Annotated in this window: 12 protein-coding genes; 6 read left to right on the top strand and 6 right to left on the bottom strand. The window is 71.0% G+C overall.

The window, feature by feature from the left end; all coding sequences use genetic code 11:
• Window positions 1–43: 43 nt before the first annotated feature.
• From gatB to gatC, 3 genes are read right to left on the bottom strand one after another with little or no spacing between them, the layout of a single operon-like run.
• Window positions 44–1,561 carry an Asp-tRNA(Asn)/Glu-tRNA(Gln) amidotransferase subunit GatB gene (gene gatB / locus KZC56_RS13380; protein WP_136031850.1) on the bottom strand — a complete coding sequence of 506 codons (1,518 nt, stop codon included), beginning with the start codon at window positions 1,559–1,561 and terminating at the stop codon, window positions 44–46.
• On the bottom strand, window positions 1,561–3,078 hold the full coding sequence (gene gatA, locus KZC56_RS13375) for an Asp-tRNA(Asn)/Glu-tRNA(Gln) amidotransferase subunit GatA (protein ID WP_136031847.1): 1,518 nt from the start codon (window positions 3,076–3,078) through the stop codon (window positions 1,561–1,563). The genes gatB and gatA overlap by 1 nt, the downstream gene beginning before the upstream one ends.
• Window positions 3,075–3,374, bottom strand: a complete 300-nt coding sequence (gene gatC, locus KZC56_RS13370; RefSeq protein ID WP_136031845.1) for an Asp-tRNA(Asn)/Glu-tRNA(Gln) amidotransferase subunit GatC — start codon at window positions 3,372–3,374, stop codon at window positions 3,075–3,077. The genes gatA and gatC overlap by 4 nt, the downstream gene beginning before the upstream one ends.
• A 64-nt stretch (window positions 3,375–3,438) precedes the next feature.
• Here gatC and KZC56_RS13365 point away from each other — a divergent pair, with 64 nt between their 5' ends.
• The 3 genes from KZC56_RS13365 to KZC56_RS13355 are packed head-to-tail and all read left to right on the top strand — an operon-like array spanning window position 3,439 to window position 7,503.
• Complete coding sequence (locus tag KZC56_RS13365; RefSeq protein WP_136037386.1) at window positions 3,439–5,139, top strand: long-chain-fatty-acid--CoA ligase; 1,701 nt, start codon at window positions 3,439–3,441, stop codon at window positions 5,137–5,139.
• A 46-nt stretch (window positions 5,140–5,185) separates the two neighbouring features.
• The gene (locus KZC56_RS13360; protein ID WP_372490593.1) at window positions 5,186–7,039 is read left to right on the top strand and encodes a DEAD/DEAH box helicase; all 1,854 of its coding nucleotides are present in this window, start codon (window positions 5,186–5,188) and stop codon (window positions 7,037–7,039) included.
• A gap of 2 nt (window positions 7,040–7,041) precedes the next feature.
• Window positions 7,042–7,503 carry a GNAT family N-acetyltransferase gene (locus KZC56_RS13355; RefSeq protein WP_247638753.1) on the top strand — a complete coding sequence of 154 codons (462 nt, stop codon included), beginning with the start codon at window positions 7,042–7,044 and terminating at the stop codon, window positions 7,501–7,503.
• 15 nt (window positions 7,504–7,518) lie between these two features.
• On the opposite strand, the gene ligA is transcribed toward KZC56_RS13355, so the two are convergent.
• From ligA to KZC56_RS13340, 3 genes are read right to left on the bottom strand one after another with little or no spacing between them, the layout of a single operon-like run.
• Entirely contained in the window at window positions 7,519–9,834 is a 2,316-nt protein-coding gene (ligA, locus tag KZC56_RS13350; RefSeq protein WP_247638752.1) for an NAD-dependent DNA ligase LigA, read from the bottom strand.
• 38 nt (window positions 9,835–9,872) lie between these two features.
• Window positions 9,873–10,970, bottom strand: coding sequence for a tRNA 2-thiouridine(34) synthase MnmA (mnmA, locus tag KZC56_RS13345; RefSeq protein ID WP_136031836.1), 1,098 nt, complete (start codon window positions 10,968–10,970; stop codon window positions 9,873–9,875).
• Between the two features lie 9 nt (window positions 10,971–10,979).
• Entirely contained in the window at window positions 10,980–12,155 is a 1,176-nt protein-coding gene (locus tag KZC56_RS13340; RefSeq protein ID WP_247638751.1) for a cysteine desulfurase family protein, read from the bottom strand.
• Between the two features lie 104 nt (window positions 12,156–12,259).
• Between KZC56_RS13340 and glgX the strand changes: the two genes are divergently transcribed.
• The 3 genes from glgX to glgB all read left to right on the top strand — a co-directional run bounded on the left by glgX (window position 12,260) and on the right by glgB (window position 18,673).
• A complete protein-coding gene (gene glgX, locus KZC56_RS13335; protein ID WP_247638750.1) occupies window positions 12,260–14,332 on the top strand; it encodes a glycogen debranching protein GlgX in 2,073 nt (690 codons plus the stop codon).
• Between the two features lie 64 nt (window positions 14,333–14,396).
• Complete coding sequence (locus KZC56_RS13330) at window positions 14,397–16,469, top strand: alpha-1,4-glucan--maltose-1-phosphate maltosyltransferase (RefSeq protein WP_372490592.1); 2,073 nt, start codon at window positions 14,397–14,399, stop codon at window positions 16,467–16,469.
• Window positions 16,466–18,673, top strand: coding sequence for a 1,4-alpha-glucan branching protein GlgB (gene glgB / locus KZC56_RS13325; RefSeq protein ID WP_247638749.1), 2,208 nt, complete (start codon window positions 16,466–16,468; stop codon window positions 18,671–18,673). Before KZC56_RS13330 ends, glgB begins: the two co-directional genes overlap by 4 nt.
• Window positions 18,674–18,721: the final 48 nt, after the last annotated feature.

The following is an 18,721-nucleotide window of genomic DNA, read 5'->3' as shown; positions in this document are numbered from 1 at the left end:
CCATTCTCTCCCGGGCCCCGGACACGAGGCCCGGGAGAGACGGCTACTGGGCAGCGCGCTCGAGGATGAGCTCGCGCACGCGTGCGGCGTCGGCCTGACCCTTCATGGCCTTCATGACCGCACCGATGATCGCACCGGCGGCCTGCACCTTACCGTCCTGGATCTTCGCCATCACGTCGGGCTGTGCGGCGAGGGCCTCATCGATCGCCGCGACGAGCGCGCCGTCGTCGGACACCACGGCCAGGCCCCGGGCATCGACCACCTGCTGCGGAGTGCCCTCGCCGGCGATGACGCCCTCGAGCACCTGGCGGGCGAGCTTGTCGGTGAGGGTCCCCTCGTCGACGAGCTTCTGCAACGCCGCGACGTTCTCGGGGGTGATCAGCTCCGCGGCGTCCTTCTCCTGCGCGTTCGCCAGGCGGCTGATCTCACCCGTCCACCACTTGCGCGCGGTCGCCGGCGTCGCGCCCGCCGCGATCGTCGCCTCGACGACGTCGAGCAGACCGCCGTTGCGGACGTCCTGGAACTCCAGCGGCGTGAAACCCCACTCGGCCATGAGCCGGCGGCGCCGCGCGACGGGCTGCTCGGGCAGTGCCGCGCGCAGCTCCTCGATCAGCTCCGGGGCCGGCTGCACAGGGAGGAGGTCCGGCTCGGGGAAGTACCGGTAGTCGTCCGCGTCGGACTTCGGACGGCCCGGCGAGGTGGTGCCGGTGTCCTCGTGCCAGTGGCGGGTCTCCTGGATGATCGTGCCGCCGTCGGCGAGGATCTGCGCCTGGCGCTGGATCTCGTACCGGACGGCGCGTTCCACGGAGCGCATCGAGTTGACGTTCTTCGTCTCGGTACGCGTGCCGAGCCTCTCCTGCCCCCGCGGGCGCAGCGACACGTTGGCGTCGCAGCGCAGGTTGCCCCGCTCCAGCCGGGCCTCCGAGATGCCCAGACCGCGCACGATGTCGCGGATCGCCGCCACGTACGCCTTCGCCACCTCCGGCGCCCGGTGCTCGGTGCCGAAGATCGTCTTGGTGACGATCTCCACCAGCGGCACCCCTGCGCGGTTGTAGTCGACCAGCGAGTACTCCGCGCCCTGGATGCGTCCGGTCGCGCCGCCCATGTGGGTGAGCTTGCCCGCGTCCTCCTCCATGTGCGCGCGCTCGATCGGGATGGTCACCATGGTGCCGTCTTCGAGCTCCACCTCGACCGACCCCTCGAACGCGATCGGCTCGTCGTACTGCGAGATCTGGTAGTTCTTGCCGAGGTCGGGGTAGAAGTAGTTCTTCCGCGCGAACCGGCTCGACTCCGCGATCGAGCAGCCCAGTGCGAGTCCGAGGCTGATCGACGAGCGCACGGCCGTCTCGTTCACGACCGGCAGCGACCCGGGCAGACCGAGGTCGACCGGGGCGATGAGCGTGTTGGGCTCGGCGGCGTGATACGCCTCGTTCGCCGGGTTCGGCGCGTCGGAGAACATCTTGGTGTTCGTGTTGAGCTCGACGTGCACCTCGAACCCGAGCACAGGCTCGAACAGCTCGAGAGCCCTGTCGAAGTCCATCAGCTTGGCTGCGGCGGCCATCAGCGGTTCCCTCCTGCGAGCTGCGGTGCGCGGGTGAGGAGCGGCGCCCCCCACGAGTCGACGAGGAGTGTCTCCAGCGCCGCTCCCACGCGGTAGAGACGGGCATCCTCCCTGGCCGGAGCCAGGAACTGGATGCCCACGGGCAGGCCGTCGTCGTCGGACAGGCCGCTCGGGATCGAGATGCCGGGCACACCCGCGAGGTTCGCGGGGATCGTGGTGATGTCGTTGAGATACATCTGCAGCGGATCGTCGATCTTCTCGCCCAGCTTGAACGCCGTAGTCGGCGCCGAAGGCGTGGCGATCACGTCGACCTGGCCGAAGGCGGCGGCGAAGTCCTGCTGGATGAGCGTGCGGACCTTCTGGGCGCTGCCGTAGTACGCGTCGTAGTAGCCCGCGGACAGCGCGTAGGTGCCGAGGATGATGCGTCGCTTCACCTCGTCGCCGAATCCGGCGTCGCGCGTGGCGGACATGACGTCCTCGACCGTGGGGTTGCCCTCCGGCGTCACGCGCAGACCGAAGCGGACCGAGTCGAACTTCGCCAGGTTGCTGGACGCCTCCGCCGGGAGGATCAGGTAGTACGCGGCGACGCCGTACTCGAAGTGCGGCGCATCGATCTCGACGATCTCGGCGCCCTGAGCCTCCAGGAGCGCGAGGGCGCTGCGGAACGACGCGGCGACCCCCGGCTGGAAGCCGCTGTCGGGAAGCTCGCGGATGACACCGACGCGGAGACCTCTGAGGCCGTCCCCGCTCGCACCTTCACGCGCTGCAGCGGCGAACGACGGCCACCGCTCGTCGAGCGACGTCGAGTCCTTCGGGTCGTGGCCGCCGATCGCATCGTGCAGCAGACCGGCGTCGAGCACCGTGCGGGTGACCGGGCCGACCTGGTCGAGGCTCGACGCGAGGGCGATCGCGCCGTAGCGGCTGACTCCGCCGTACGTGGGCTTCACCCCGACCGTGCCGGTCACGTGAGCAGGCTGACGGATCGAGCCGCCCGTGTCCGAGCCGAGCGCGAGCGGGGCCTCGAACGCGGCCACGGCGGCGGCCGAACCGCCGCCGGATCCACCGGGGATCCGGTCGAGATCCCACGGGTTCCGCGTCGGGCCGTACGCGGAGTGCTCCGTCGACGAGCCCATGGCGAACTCGTCCATGTTCGTCTTGCCGAGCGGGATGAGACCGGCCGCGCGCGAGCGGGCGACGACGGTCGCGTCGTACGGCGACCGGTAGCCCTCGAGGATGCGCGAGCCGCTGGTGGTCGGCTGGTCGGTGGTGACCAGGACATCCTTGATGGCGAGCGGGACCCCCGCGATCGGGCCGAGCTCCTCCCCTGCCGCACGGCGTGCGTCGACGGCAGCGGCCGCGTCGAGCGCGTGCTCGTTGATGTGGAGGAACGCGTGCACGTCGCCGTCGACCGCGGCGATACGGTCCAGGTGCGCCTGGGTGGCCTCGACGCTGGAGACCTCACGCGCCGCGAGCTTGTCGGCGAGTTCCGCCGCGGTCAGCCGGATGATGTCGCTCACTGCTCTTCTCCCAGGATCGCGGTCACCCGGAAGCGGCCGTCGGCGGCGTCGGGGGCGTTCTGCAGCACCTGCTCGTGCGTGAGCGTCTGCCCGACGACGTCTGGACGGAAGACGTTGCTCAAGGGGATCGGGTGGCTCGTGGCGGCGACGTCGGCCGTGGCCACCTCCGACACCTTGGCGATGTTGTCGACGATGGCGTCGAGCTGGCCCGTGAGCCGCGTCACCTCGTCGTCGTTCAGCTGGATGCGCGCGAGCACGCCGAGATGGCGCACAAGATCAGGGGTGATTTCAGACACGACCCCAGTCTAGTTGGGGTGCCGTCGCCCGCTCGGCGCGTCGCGGCGCGCATAAGCTGGGCGCGTGAGCACGTTCCAGCCTCCTCGCCCGTGGATCGCCAGCTACGCCGACGGCGTCCCCGAGGATCTCGCCCCCGTCACCGGTTCCCTCGTCGACATCGTCGCCGCGTCCGCCCGCGACTACCCCGACGCTCCCGCGCTGCAGTTCTTCGGCCGTGAGACCACGTACGCCCGACTGCAAGACGCGATCGACCGGGCCGCCACCGGACTCCGCGACCTCGGCGTGCGTGCGGGCGACCCGGTCGCGATCGTGCTGCCGAACTGCCCACAGCACATCATCGCCTTCTACGCCGTGCTGCGTCTGGGCGCCGTCGTCGTCGAGCACAACCCGCTCTACACGCCGCGCGAGCTGCGGAAGCAGTTCGAGGATCACGGTGCCAAGCACGCGATCGTGTGGAACAAGGTCGTCGCCACCGTGCAGGACTTCCCCGCCGACCTCGCCGTGACGAACCTCGTCTCCGTCGACGTGACGCGCGCGATGCCCGCCCTCACCCGCTTCGCTCTGCGGCTGCCCGTCGCGAAGGCGCGCGAGTCCAGGGCAGCGCTGACCGAGCGCGTGCGCGGAACCGTGGTGTGGGACTCGCTCGTGGCCTCCGACCCGCTTCCGGCGTCGCATCCGAGACCGAACACGGACGACCTCGCGATCATCCAGTACACCTCGGGCACCACCGGAACTCCGAAGGGCGCCGCGCTGACGCACCGCAACCTGCTGGCGAACGCGGCGCAGGCGCAGGCATGGGTGCCATCGATCCAGCGCGGCAAGGGCTGCGTGGTGTACGCCGTGCTGCCGATGTTCCACGCCTACGGGCTGACGCTGTGCCTCACGTTCGCGATGTCGATGGGGGCGCGGCTCGTGCTGTTCCCCAAGTTCGACCCCGACCTCGTGCTCGATGTCGTCAAGAAGCACCCCGCGACCTTCCTCCCGCTCGTGCCCCCGATCGCCGACCGGCTGCTCGCGGCCGCGCAGGCGAAGGGCGTCTCCCTGGACGGCATCGAGGTCGCGATCTCCGGGGCGATGGCCCTGCCGCACGAGCTGGTCGTCCCCTTCGAGGCCGCGACCCACGGGTACCTCGTCGAGGGCTACGGGCTGAGCGAGTGCTCGCCCGTGCTGATGGCGAACCCCGTGGCCGACAACCGCGTGCCGGGCACCGTCGGCCTCCCCCTCCCCGGAACGGAGTGCCGCGTGGTCGACCCCGAGGACCCGACGCAGGACGTACCGGCGGGGTCGGCGGGCGAGCTCGTCGTCCGCGGCCCGCAGGTGTTCTCCGGCTACTACGGCAAGCCGGAGGAGACCGACGCCGTGTTCGTCGACGGCTGGTACCGCACGGGAGACATCGTCACGATCGACGAGGCCGGCTTCGTCCGCATCGTCGACCGCATCAAGGAGCTGATCATCACCGGCGGCTTCAACGTCGCCCCCACCGAGGTCGAGAACGCGCTGCGGCAGCACCCGTCGGTCGTGGACGCCGCCGTCGTCGGACTGCCCAGCGAGCACTCGGGCGAGGAGGTCGTCGCCGCGATCGTCGTCGACGGAGGCGCCGATGTCGACGTCGAAGCGATCCGCGCGTACGCCCGCAGCATCCTCACCCCGTACAAGGTGCCGCGCCGCGTGTTCGTGGTCGACGAGCTGCCGAAGTCGCTCATCGGCAAGGTCCTGCGCCGCCAGGTCAAGGAGAAGCTGCTCGCGCTCACCACCGGCGCCTGAGCCGTCTGCACAGGTGGTGGCGGCCGGCGCGCGCTACCCTTGGGAAGTGACCCCTGAAGACGCAGTGCCCACCGACGCCCCCGACGAGTCCCCCGCAACCCCCGGATTCGAGGAGCTCGGCATCACCGGGCCCGTCCTCAAGGCCATCCGAGACCTCGGCTACGAGACCCCCTCCCCGATCCAGGCCGCGACGATCCCGACCCTGCTGTCGGGCCGCGACGTGGTGGGCATGGCGCAGACCGGCACCGGCAAGACCGCGGCCTTCGCGCTCCCCGTGCTGGAGCGCCTCGACACCGCACAGAAGACCCCGCAGGCCCTCGTGCTCGCCCCCACGCGCGAGCTCGCGCTGCAGGTGTGCGAGGCGTTCGAGTCGTACGCCTCACGCATGAAGGGCGTTCACGTGCTGCCCGTGTACGGCGGTCAGGGGTACGGCGTGCAGCTGTCGGCGCTGCGCCGCGGTGTGCACGTGGTCGTCGGAACCCCCGGTCGCATCATGGACCACCTCGCCAAGGGCACGCTCGACCTCTCGGAGCTGCAGTACCTGGTGCTCGACGAGGCGGACGAGATGCTGAAGATGGGCTTCGCGGAGGATGTCGAGCAGATCCTCGCCCAGACGCCGGAGGAGAAGCAGGTCGCGCTGTTCTCCGCCACGATGCCCGCCCAGATCCGACGCCTCGCGCAGCAGTACCTCCGCGACCCCGAGGAGATCACGGTCAAGTCCAAGACCGCGACCAACACGAACATCACCCAGCGGTACCTCGTGGTGTCGTACGCGCAGAAGGTGGACGCCCTCACGCGCATCCTCGAGGTGGAGAACTTCGACGGGATGATCGTCTTCGTCCGCACCAAGAACGAGACCGAGACGCTCGCGGAGAAGCTCCGCGCTCGCGGCTACTCCGCCGCCGCGATCAACGGCGACGTGCCCCAGGTGCAGCGCGAGCGCAGTGTCAACCAGCTCAAGGACGGCAAGCTCGACATCCTGGTCGCGACCGACGTCGCCGCGCGCGGTCTCGACGTGGAGCGCATCAGCCACGTCATCAACTTCGACATCCCCACCGACACCGAGTCGTACGTGCACCGCATCGGCCGGACCGGGCGCGCCGGGCGGACCGGCGACGCGATCAGCTTCATCACCCCGCGCGAGCGCTACCTGCTCAAGCACATCGAGAAGGCCACGCGTCAGACGCCGACGCAGATGCAGCTGCCGACCACGGAGGACGTCAACACCACGCGCCTCGCGCGCTTCGACGACGCCATCACGACCGCGCTGTCCGAGACCGCCCGCATCGACGCGTTCCGCGACATCATCGCCCACTATGTGCGCCACCACGACGTGCCGGAGAGCGATGTCGCCGCGGCTCTCGCCGTGGTCGCGCAGGGTGAGCGACCGCTCCTCCTCGACCCCGCGGACGACCCGCTCGCCAGAGCCGTGGCCGCCGACAACCGTCCGCCGCGTGAGCGCGCACCGCGGGACGCACGGGAGACGCGTGAGCCCAGGGAACGCCGGGGCCGTGGCGACTATGCGGCGTACCGCATCGAGGTCGGACGACGGCACCGCGTGGAGCCGCGGCAGATCGTCGGCGCGCTCGCGAACGAGGGCGGCCTCGGTCGCGACGACTTCGGCGCCATCAACATCCGCCCCGACTTCTCGATCGTCGAACTGCCGGCCAACCTCGACCCCGCCGTCCTCGAGAAGCTCCGCGACACCCGCATCTCCGGGCGGCTGATCGAGATCGCGCCCGACCGTGGCCCCGGGGCACGCCGGGGAGCTGCGCGCGACCGCGGGAACGACGACGGCGCGGGCCGCGGCTACCGCGGTGACCGCCATGACCGTGACGATCGCGGACCCCGCGGTCCCCGCGAGGACAAGCCGTTCCGGAAGCCCCGTCACAAGAGCTGATCGTGCGTATCGACCGTGCGGACCGCGGAGACGTCGCGGGGCTCGCGCTGCTCAAGTGGCAGGACGTGCCAGACGAGCTGACGGCGGGACGGTCGTTCGACGAGTTCACGGCGGAACTCGCCGCCTGGTGGAGCCTCCACGAGGACACGCACTCGGCGTTCGTAGCGAGGGCGGACCCAGGCGACCCCGTCGGGGTCGCCTGGGTCGCGATGCTCCCCCGGGTGCCGCGCCCCGGGGCCGCGGACCGGGTCTCGGCCGACGTGCAGAGCGTGTTCGTGCTGCCGGAGCACCGCGGGCGCGGGACCGGGCGAGCACTGGTCGCGGCGGCGTGCGCTCACGCGGTGTCCCTCGGCGCAGGACGCGTCACCGTGCATTCGAGCGAGGAGGCCGTGACGCTGTACCGCGGGCTCGGCTTCGCCGACTCCCCTCGGCTGCTGCAGTTCCTGCCTCCCACGGACACCTGACCCGCGGGCACCCGTTCAGCCGAGGGCGTCGGGTCCCTCGGTCACCAGCAGGTGGAACTGTGCAGCGTCGAGGATGCGGATGCCCAGTTCCTCGGCCTTCGCGAGCTTGGAGCCGGCGCCCGGACCTGCCGCGACGAAGTCGGTCTTCTTCGACACGCTCGACGCGGCCTTGCCCCCCGCCTTGATGATCGCCTCCTGCGCTCCCTCGCGCGTGTAGCCGTCGAGCGAACCCGTCGCGACGACCGTGAGCCCGTCGAGCACTCCGCCCTCGGCGACCGCAGCCCCGGGCCCCGGGTGCCCCGGCGTCGCCCACTGCACCCCCGCCTCGCTCCAGCGCCGCACGATCTCCTGGTGCCAGTCGACCTCGAACCATGCGAGCAGCGAGTCGGCGATGATCCCGCCGACGCCCTCGACCGCCGCGAGCTCCTCCCGGGAGGCCGCCCGGATCGCGTCCAGCGAACCGAACCACTGCGCGAGGGCTCGAGCCGCCACCGGGCCCACGTGACGGATGTTCAGCGCGACGAGGAGTCGCCACAGGTCTTTCGTCTTGGCCTTCTCGAGCTCGGCGAGGAGCGTGAGCGCCTGCGAGGAGGGCTGCGGGCCCTCGCGCCCCGCCTTCCTCTCGGCCGCCGTCGGGTTCCGGCGGAACGGCGCCCTCGTCTTCACGAGGCCGTCCTCGTCCTCACGCGGCAGCCCGGTCTCGGCATCCCGGACCACGACCTCGATCGGCACGAGCTGGTCGAGCGTCAGCGCGAACAGCCCGGCCTCCGTCTCCAGCGGCGGCACGGCGGGTGACGTCGGCTGCGTGAGGGCCGCGGCCGTGACCTCGCCCAGCGCCTCGACGTCGAGCGCGCCGCGCGACCCGATGTGCTCGACACGCCCGCGAACCTGTGCGGGACACGAGCGCGCGTTCGGGCAGCGCAGGTCGATGTCGCCCTCCTTCATCGGCCGCAGCGGTGTTCCGCACTCCGGACAGTCGGCAGGCATCACGAACTCGTGCTCGGTGCCGTCCCGCTTCTCCACGACCGGCCCGAGCACCTCGGGGATCACGTCACCGGCCTTGCGCAGCACCACGGTGTCGCCGATGAGCACGCCCTTGGCCTTCACGACGTCCTTGTTGTGCAGCGTGGCCTGACGCACGACCGACCCCGCGACGTGCGCGGGCGCCATCACCGCGAACGGGGTCGCCCGGCCCGTGCGTCCGACCGACACCACGATGTCGAGGAGCGTCGTCTGCACCTCCTCCGGCGGGTACTTGTAGGCGATCGCCCACCGGGGTGCCCGGCTGGTCGCGCCGAGCTCGTCATGCAGCTCCAGCTCGTCGACCTTCACCACGATCCCGTCGAGCTCGTGCTCGATGTCGTGCCGGTGCTCGCCGTAGTACTCCACGAAGTCGACGACCTCATCGATGCTGCGGCACACCCGCGTGTGCGGGCTCGTCGGCAGGCCCCATTCAGCCAGCAGGTCGTACACCTGGCTCTGCGCGGCCACCGGCGGCTGTGCCCAGGCGCCGATTCCGTGCACGTACAGCGCGAGCGACTCGATCCGCAGGAGCCCCGCCTCCAGTTCGAGCCCGTCCTTCTTGTCGATCTGCTGGCGCAGACCACCGCTGGCGGCGTTGCGCGGATTCGCGAACGCGGGGAACCGCCGTGCCGCAGCCGTGCGCGCCTTCTCCTCGTCGAACGGCTTCTTCACGCCGCCGCGGGCCTCCCACCGGGCGAGCGCGTCGGCGTAGGCGCGCTCGCGGAAGGCGGCCTGCGCGGCGTTGAGCCGTTCGAACGCCGCGATCGGGATGAACACCTCGCCGCGGACCTCGACGATCGGCGGATGCCCCTCACCACGCAGTCGCTGCGGGATCTCCGGCAGACGGAGCGCGTTCTCCGTCACGATCTCGCCCACCCGGCCGTCACCGCGTGTGGCGGCGGAGGTGAGCACCCCGTTCTCGTAGCGGAGGTTGATCGCGAGCCCATCGATCTTGAGCTCGGTGAGCCAGTCGACGTCACGACCGGCCGCCGCGCGGGTCTTGGCCGCCCACTCCCGCAGCTCGTCGACGGAGAACACGTTGTCGAGGCTGAGCATGCGCTCGGCGTGCTCGATCGTGGCGAGACCGGTGGCCTCCGCCGCTCCCACCATCTGCGTCGGCGAGTCCTGGCCCTGCAGTTCGGGGTGCAGGCGCTCCAGCTCTTCCAGACGCCGCATCCACCCGTCGTAGGTCGCGTCGTCGACGAGCGAGGTGTCGCGTCCGTAGTAGGCGTCTTTGGCCTCGAGGATGCGGGTCGTCAGCCCCTCGGCCTCGATCCGAGCGTCTTCCAGTGAGATGTTCTCCGCCACCTGCTCAGTCTAGGAGCGGCCGCCGACATCCGCCGGGATCAGACGCCGACCGGAACCGCCGAGACCGTGGTGTCGATCGTGAACTGGCCCAGCACGCGCGTGCCGACGTACAACACCGCGGTCTGCCCCGGTGCGACGCCGTCGAGCGGAACCTCCGGAGCCACACGGACGCCGTCCGCGGTCACGGTGGCCGTGGCGGGAACGGGGTCGGCGTGCGCGCGGATCTGCACGTCGCATGCGAAGGACGACTCCACGGGCGCCGCGCCGGCCCAGCTGAACCGCTCCCCCGCGATCTCGGCGATCGCGAGCGCCTCCTTCGGCCCGACGACCACGGTGTTGGACACCGGCCGGACCTCCAGCACGAACCGGGGCTTGCCGTCCGCGGCCGGCACCCCGAGCTTGAGCCCTCGCCGCTGCCCCACCGTGAAGGCATGCGCGCCCTCGTGCTCGCCGACCACCGCGCCGCTGCGGTCGACGATCTCCCCGGTCTCCGCACCGACCTTCTCCGCCAGCCACCCGCGCGTGTCGCCGTCCGGGATGAAGCAGATGTCGTGGCTGTCGGGCTTCTGGGCGACGGTCAGGCCCCTGGCTGCCGCCTCAGCGCGCACGACCGCTTTGGAGGGCGTCGTGCCGAGCGGGAAGTAGGTGTGCGCGAGCTGCTCGGCGGTGAGCACGCCGAGCACGTACGACTGGTCCTTGGCGTTGTCGGATGCCCGGTGCAGCTCCCGGCCGTCCGGCCCCTCGATCAGGGTGGCGTAGTGCCCCGTGCAGACGGCGTCGAAGCCCAGCTCGATCGCCCGTTCCAGGAGCGCGGCGAACTTGATCTTCTCGTTGCAGCGCATACAGGGGTTCGGGGTGCGCCCGGCGCGGTACTCGGCGATGAAGTCGTCGATCACGTCGTCACGGAACCGCTCCGAGAAGTCCCATACGTAGAAGGGGATCCCGAGCAGGTCGGCGGCGCGGCGCGCGTCGAGCGCGTCCTCGATCGTGCAGCAGCCGCGGCTGCCCGTGCGCAGCGTCCCGCCCGCGCGGGACAGGGCGAGGTGCACGCCGACGACGTCATGCCCGGCCTCGACCGCCCTCGCCGCGGCGACGGCGGAGTCGACGCCGCCGCTCATCGCCGCAAGGATCCGCATGGGTCCAGTCTACGAGCGCGCAGCTGAGCCGGCGCCGGACGCACGCGCATACGCGTCCGCGATCACCGACAGCACGGCGTCCACGTCATCATCGCGGGAGGTGCGCCCCAGAGAGAAGCGCAGCACGCTGCGGGCGTCTCGCTCCGACCGGCCCATCGCCATCACCACGTGGGAGGGCTCCGCGACCCCCGCCTGACAGGCCGAGCCGGTGGACACCGATACCCCGGCGACGTCGAGGAGGAAGAGCAGGCTCTCCCCCACGGCCCCCGGGAACAGCAGCTGCGCATTGCCCGGCAACCGCACGTGCGGGTCGCCCAGGAGCTCGGCGGCGGGCACCCGCGCGCGAACGCCCTCGACGAGGCGGTCACGCAGAGCACGCAGCCGCCGCGCCTCCTCCTCGCGCTCGCTCTCGGCGAGCTCGACCGCGGTGGCCAGCGCCGCCGCGCCCGCCACGTCCTGCGTGCCCGCCCGGAGTCCCCGCTGCTGTCCACCGCCGCGCAGCAGCGGAGCGAGACGAGCCGACCGGGCGACCAGCAGTGCGCCGGTCCCGACCGGAGCACCCACCTTGTGGCCCGCGATGCTCAGCGCGACGAGCCCGCCATGACCCTCCGCCGACCCGCGCAGGCCCCGGAAGGAGAGCGGCACGTGGCCCAGGGCCGCGACCGCGTCGAGGTGCAACGGCACGCGGTTGTCGGCCGCGGCCGCAGCGAGGGCGGCCACATCGTTGATCGTGCCGGCCTCGTTGTTGGCGACCAGAGCCGTCGCGAGCGCGGCACCCGGAAGCGCGGCGGCGAAGCGGGGGTCATCGATGCGCGCCTCCGGCGACACCGGGACCGCGCGGACCTCCGCGCCCTCCTCGGCGAGAGCCGCGACGGTGTCCATCGTGGCGTGATGCTCCCCGTCGGGCAGCACGATCGCGGTGGTGCCCGCGTCCCGTGCGCGCCAGAGCCCCTGCACGGCGAGGTTGATCGACTCCGTGCCCCCCGAGGTGAACACGACCTCGATCGGGTCGGCGTGGAGCACCGCGGCGAGCCGCTCCCTCGACTCCTCCAGCAGGCGCCGCGCGTCCTGTCCGGCGACGTGCGTCGACGAGGCGTTGCCCACGACGGTCGCCGCCTCGAGCCAGGCGTCGCGGGCCTCCGCGCGCAGAGGCGTGGTCGCCGCGTGATCGAGGTAGTGCCGCATACCTCGATTCTCCCCCGATCCCCGGTCGTGCGGACACGGTCGTGCCTCTGGGACCGGGTCCGCGCCGACATGAGACTGAAATGCAACACGCCTAGGGTGTATTCATGCCTGACTCCCGCGTCCCCGTCGTCCCCGGTGGATCGGCCCTCGACGATCTCGGCGTCCGCCTGCACGACGGCGGCGGCACCCTGCGGGTCTGGTCGGGCAACGCCTCGTCGATGGAGCTGGTCGTCTTCGACGCCACCGACCTCGATTGGGTCACGGACCAGGCCGCGCTCGAGCGTCGGCCGGGCGGCGTGTGGGAGGTCACGTCTGCCCTGCTCCAGCCAGGAACCCGGTACGCGGTCCGCGTGGGAGGGCCGCACGGCCCCGGCAACACGTTCAACCCCGAGACGCTGCTGCTCGACCCGTACGCGAAGGGCCTCGCCCAGGGACACGGCTACCAGGAGTGGCGGTCGGTGGTCATCGTCGACGGCTTCGACTGGGGGAACACGAGCAAGCCGCGCATCCCGCTCGATCGCACCGTGATCTACGAGGGCCATCTCAAGGGCATGACCAAGCGCCACCCCGAGGTGCCGCCCGCGCTGCACGGCACGTACGCGGGTCTCGCACACCCCGCGATGATCGAGCACTTCCACGCGCTCGGCATCACCTCCGTCGAGCTCCTGCCCGTGCACGCCTTCGTGCCGGAGCCGCGCCTGCTCGAGCGCGGCCTCACCAACTACTGGGGCTACAACACCCTCAACTACTTCACGCCTCACGCCGCGTACGCCACCGAGGACGCCCGCAAGCGCGGACCGGAGGCGATCATCGCCGAGTTCAAGGGCATGGTGAAGCTGCTCCACGAGGCCGGGCTCGAGGTCATCCTCGACGTCGTCTACAACCACACCTCGGAGGAGGGCATCGGCGGCCCGCGCTCGAGCCTGCGCGGGATCGACAATGCGAGCTACTACCGGCAGGACGGGAACGGCGTCTACATCGACACCACCGGGTGCGGCAACACGCTGGACACCAGCACCGACGCCGGCGCCCGCCTCGTCCTGGACTCGCTGCGGTACTGGGCGGAGGAGATGCAGATCGACGGTTTCCGCTTCGACCTCGCGACCGCGATCGCCCGAGACGCCGCCCACACATACAACCCGGAGCATCCGCTGCTGCGGGCGATCGCCGCCGACCCCGTGCTCGCCGACACCAAGCTCATCGCCGAGCCGTGGGACGTGGGGCTGGGCGGCTGGCAGACGGGCAACTTCCCCGCGGGGTGGCACGAGTGGAACGACCGCTACCGCGACCGGGTGCGCAACTTCTGGCTGAGCGACATCGACTACGCCCGTCGCGCCTCCGCCCCGGTGGGCATCGGCGGCTTCGCCACGCGCCTCGCGGGCTCCTCCAACACCTTCAGCGAGGAGCGCGGTCCGCTCGCCAGCATCAACTTCGTCACGGCGCACGACGGCTTCACGCTCCACGACCTCGTCTCCTACGACGTCAAGCACAACGAGGCGAACGGCGAGAACAACCGCGACGGCGCCGACACCAACCGCGCCTTCAACCACGGCGTCGAGGGCCCCACCGACGATCCTGCGATCCTCGCTGCCCGCCGGAAGGCCATGCGCAACCTCCTGGGCACGGTCCTGCTGTCCGCGGGCATCCCCATGCTCACCGCCGGCGACGAGGTCGGGCGCACTCAGCGCGGGAACAACAACGCCTACGCCCAGGATTCTCCCCTCACGTGGCTCGGATGGGAGCTGGAGCCGTGGCAGCAGGATCTGCGCGCGCACGTCACGCGGCTCATCCGGCTGCGCCACGAGAATCCCGCGCTGCGCCCCAGCCGCTACGCCCGGCTCGGCGAGCACATCCCGAACGCCTCGGTCATGGACTGGTACGACCAGAACGGCGAGACGATGGAACCGGGGCAGTGGAACGATCCCGGCAACCGCACGCTGCAGTACGTCGCCGCCTCCACGCCCGACACCGAGGCGGCGAACCGCATCCTCCTGATCGTGCACGGCACGGAGGCGCCGATCGACGTGCGACTGCCGCTGGAGATCGACGGCGCGAACCGGTTCGTCTCGCTCTGGTCGAGTGCCGACGAGCACCCCTCCGCGCACGCGGAGGTCTTCGAGCCCGGCGACGTCCTGTCCGTTCCCGGCACCTCGATGCGCCTGTTCCGCGTCGAGTGATAGCACGGTTCTGCGCCCGGGTCGAGCGGTAGGCTCCGGCACACCGGAGCGGTAGATTCGCACTGTGACTGCACGTGCTGGTACCCGGCCCCCGGCTCTCCGGAGCCCCGCTCAGATCCCGCCGCGCGAGTTCGACGGCGCCGACCTCCCCGGCGAGCTGCGCACGACGCGGATCCCGCTCCTCGACGGCTCGCCCTCGGTCCCCGGCGGCTTTCCCGCGAAGGCGTTCGCCGGCGAGGTCGTGCCGTTCCGGGTGGTGTCGTTCCGGGAAGGGCACGACCTCATCGGCGTGCACGTGCGCCTCACCGCCCCCACCGGAGAGCGGAGCCTGCACCGCCTGACCGCGCTCGCGGACGGCACCGACACGTGGACGGCCTCGATCGCACTGGACCTGGAGGGTCCGTGGCGGTATCGCTTCGAGGCCTTCTCCGACGACTACGCCACCTGGGCGCATGCCGCACGGCTCAAGCTCGCCGCCGGCGTCGATGTCCCGGTCGTGGCCGCACTCGGCGCCGAGCTGCTGGCCAGGGCCGCCGCCGAGAAGGACCGGCCAGCGGCCCAGCGTCGCCGCCTGCGCGAGGGCGCCGAGGCGCTGCGCACGGGAGACGCCGCGATCGCCGCCTCCCTCGCGGCAGACCCGGAGCTCGCGGTCGTCTTCGCCGAGCGTCCCCTGATGTCGCTGCGCTCCGCCTCCGCGGACCAGCACCTCCACGTCGATCGCACGCGAGCAGGAGTGGGCGCCTGGTACGAGTTCTTCCCCCGCTCGGAGGGGGCGCGGCGGCTGAAGGACGGCTCGGTGCGGAGCGGCACCTTCCGGACGGCTGCGAAGCGGCTCCCCGACGTGGCGGCCATGGGGTTCGACGTGATCTACCTCGTGCCCATCCACCCCATCGGCTCGACCAACCGCAAGGGACGCAACAACACGCTGGTGGCCGAGCCGGGCGACCCCGGCTCCCCGTACGCGATCGGTGCGGCCGAGGGCGGGCACGACGCCATCCATCCCGACCTCGGTAGCGCCCAGGACTTCCGGGCCTTCGTCCGGGCTGCTGAGAAGGAAGGGCTCGAGGTCGCGCTCGACCTCGCGTTGCAGGCGTCCCCCGACCACCCGTGGGTCCGCGAGCATCCGGAGTGGTTCACGACCCTGCCGGACGGCACGATCGCCTACGCGGAGAACCCGCCCAAGAAGTACCAGGACATCTATCCGCTCAACTTCGACAACGACCCCGAGGGCATCGCCGCGGAGATGCTGCGGGTCGTGCAGCACTGGGTGGCACAGGGCGTGCGCATCTTCCGGGTGGACAACCCGCACACGAAGCCGCTCCGGTTCTGGGAGTGGCTCATCCGCACCGTGAACGAGAGCGATCCGGGGGTCGTGTTCCTCGCGGAGGCCTTCACCCGTCCCGCCGTCATGCGGGCGCTCGCTGCGGTGGGTTTCCAGCAGAGCTACAGCTACTTCACCTGGCGCAACACCAAGGCGGAGCTGGAGGAGTTCCTCACCAGCATCTCCCACGACACCGCGGACTACATGCGACCGAATCTGTTCGTGAACACGCACGACATCCTCACCGAGTACCTCCAGTTCGGCGGCCGGGCGGCCTACCGCATCCGGGCCTGCATCGCGGCCACCGCGGGGCCGGTGTACGGGGTGTATGCGGGATACGAGCTCTTCGAGAACGTGGCGCGTCCCGGCTCGGAGGAGAACATCGACAACGAGAAGTACGAGTACAAGTTCCGCGACTGGCGCGGTGCCGAGGAGCGTGGTGAGTCCCTCGCCCCGCTGCTGCGTCGGCTCAACGCGATCCGCGCCGAGCATCCGGCGCTGAGGCAGCTGCGGAACCTGGAGACCCACTGGAGCGACGACGACGCCGTCCTGGTCTACAGCAAGCACCTCGATGCGGCGTTCACCGGCACCGGACAGGCAGACACGATCATCGTGGTCGCGAACGTCGACCCGCACTCGGTCAGGGAGACCACGGTCCACCTCGACACGACCCGCTGGGGTGTCCCCCCGGGCGAACCGTTCGAGGTCGAGGATCTGCTGACCGGCAGTGTCTGGACCTGGAGCGACCACAACTACGTGCGGCTCGACGCCTTCGCCGAGCCGGTGCACATCCTGAAGGTGAGGGAGAGAGCATGAGCTTTGCCGAAGAAGCGATCGCATCCGCCGAGTGGGTCGCCGTCGCCGAGGGACAGCACCACGATCCGCACGCCGTGCTGGGAACCCATCCCGCCGAGGACGCCGCGGGGCGGACGGTCACGATCATCCGCGCCCGCCGCCCGCTGGCCTCCTCCGTCGCCGCCGTGTTCGCCGACGGCACCCGGCTCGAGCTCTCGCACGTGACCCACGGGCTGTGGGAGGGCCGTCACCCCGGGCCGCCCGTCCCCTATCGACTGGCGACGCGCTACCGCGACGTGGACGACGAAGCGATCACCGGCGACCCGTACCGTCACTCCCCCGCGCTCGGCGAGCTCGACCTGCACCTCATCGCGGAGGGACGGCACGAGCGGCTCTGGGAGGTGCTGGGAGCGCATCCCACCACGCACGACGGCGAGGCGGGTGTCGCGTTCGCGGTCTGGGCGCCGAACGCCAGCGCCGTACGCGTGGTCGGAGACCACAACGGGTGGAACGGCGAGACGCACGCCATGCGGTCGATGGGCGTGAGCGGCGTCTGGGAGCTGTTCATCCCCGACCTGCCGCTCGGCACCCGGTACAAGTACCAGATCCGCACCCGCGCCGGTGCGTGGATCCTCAAGGCCGACCCGATGGCGCTCGCCGCGCAGCTGCCGCCGGAGACCGCGTCGGTCGTCACCGCCTCGACCTATGCGTGGCAGGACGGCGCGTGGATGACCCGGCGCGCCGCGACCCACGCGGTCGCGCAGCCGCTCTCGGTCTACGAGGTGCACCTGGGCTCCTGGCGGGGCGGTCTCGGCTACCGTGAGGTCGCCGATCCCCTCATCGAGCACGTGCAGCAGACGGGGTTCACCCACGTGGAGTTCCTCCCGCTCGCCGAGCACCCGTTCGGCGGCTCCTGGGGCTACCAGGTCAGCGGGTACTACGCGCCGACGAGCCGCTACGGCACGCCGGACGATCTGCGCTACCTCATCGACCGCTTGCACCAGGCGGGCATCGGCGTGATCCTCGACTGGGTCCCCGGCCACTTCCCGAAGGACGAGTTCGCGCTCGCCCGCTTCGACGGCCAGCCCCTCTACGAGCACCCCGATCCCCGCCGCGGCGAGCATCAGGACTGGGGCACGCTCATCTTCGACTACGGTCGCCCCGAGGTCCGCGGCTTCCTCGTCGCGAACGCCCTCTACTGGCTGGAGGAGTTCCACGTGGACGGGCTGCGCGTCGACGCGGTCGCCTCGATGCTGTACCTCGACTACTCGCGTCGCGACGGCGAGTGGGAGCCCAACGTCCACGGGGGTCGGGAGAACCTCGAGGCGATCCGGTTCCTCCAGGAGGTGAACGCCACCGCCTACCGCCTGCACCCCGGGATCCTCATGATCGCGGAGGAGTCGACGAGCTTCCCCGGCGTCACCGCGCCCACGGATCACGCGGGACTCGGGTTCGGGTTCAAGTGGAACATGGGCTGGATGAACGACTCGCTGCAGTACATCGCCCGCGACCCGATGTATCGCGCGCACCATGAGGGCGAGATGACGTTCTCGTTCGTCTACGCCTTCGGAGAGAACTACGTGCTGCCCATCAGTCACGACGAGGTCGTGCACGGGAAGGGCAGCCTGCTCGCGAAGATGCCCGGCGACCACACGCACAAGCTCGCCAACGTCCGCGCCTACCTGGCCTACATGTGGGGACACCCGGGCAAGAAGCTGCTGTTCATGGGCCAGGAGTTCGGGCAGCTCGCCGAGTGGTCGGAGGGGCGCGAACTCGACTGGTGGCTGCGCGAGCAGCCCTCGCACGCCCAGCTGCAGGACTTCGTCGGCGCGCTCAACGGCGTGTACCGCGCCCAGGCGCCGCTGTGGGAGCGGGACAGCGACGGATCGTCGTTCACGCGGCTCGGCGCCCCCAGCTGGGACCCCTCCGTGATCGCCTTCGAACGGCGCGACGCCCACGGCGGGCGGCTGGTGGTCGTGAGCAACTTCGCCGGGGTCGAGCGCACCGGCTACCGACTCGCACTCCCCCGCGAGGGCGTGTGGCAGGAGGTGCTCAACTCGGACGCCGCGGAATACGGAGGACACGGATCGGGCAACCTCGGCATGGTGGTCGCCGTGCGCGACGACAGCGGCACCTCGACGGCGGCGATCACGCTCCCCGCGCTGTCGACCCTCTGGCTGCGTTACCAGCCCGAGCCGCACGTCCCCACCGTCAACAACGGCTGAGCTGCGCCGGCCGCGCCCCGCGAGGACGACCTCGCCCGGGGCGCGGAC

Source organism: Microbacterium sufflavum (assembly GCF_023091155.1).
In the GTDB taxonomy this organism is placed as follows: Bacteria; Actinomycetota; Actinomycetes; order Actinomycetales; family Microbacteriaceae; genus Microbacterium; species Microbacterium sufflavum.
The sequence above is the reverse complement of the archived record's forward strand: the minus strand, read 5'-3'. Positions and strand labels throughout refer to the sequence as shown.

What these genes read in the sequence shown, in the direction of transcription:
- glgB (WP_247638749.1), top strand. Translation starts at nt 16,466, where the DNA reads ATGAGCTTTGCCGAAGAAGCGATCGCATCCGCCGAGTGGGTCGCCGTC.
- glgX (WP_247638750.1), top strand. Translation starts at nt 12,260, where the DNA reads ATGCCTGACTCCCGCGTCCCCGTCGTCCCCGGTGGATCGGCCCTCGAC.
- mnmA (WP_136031836.1), bottom strand. Translation starts at nt 10,970, where the DNA reads ATGCGGATCCTTGCGGCGATGAGCGGCGGCGTCGACTCCGCCGTCGCC.
- KZC56_RS13340 (WP_247638751.1), bottom strand. Translation starts at nt 12,155, where the DNA reads ATGCGGCACTACCTCGATCACGCGGCGACCACGCCTCTGCGCGCGGAG.
- gatB (WP_136031850.1), bottom strand. Translation starts at nt 1,561, where the DNA reads ATGGCCGCCGCAGCCAAGCTGATGGACTTCGACAGGGCTCTCGAGCTG.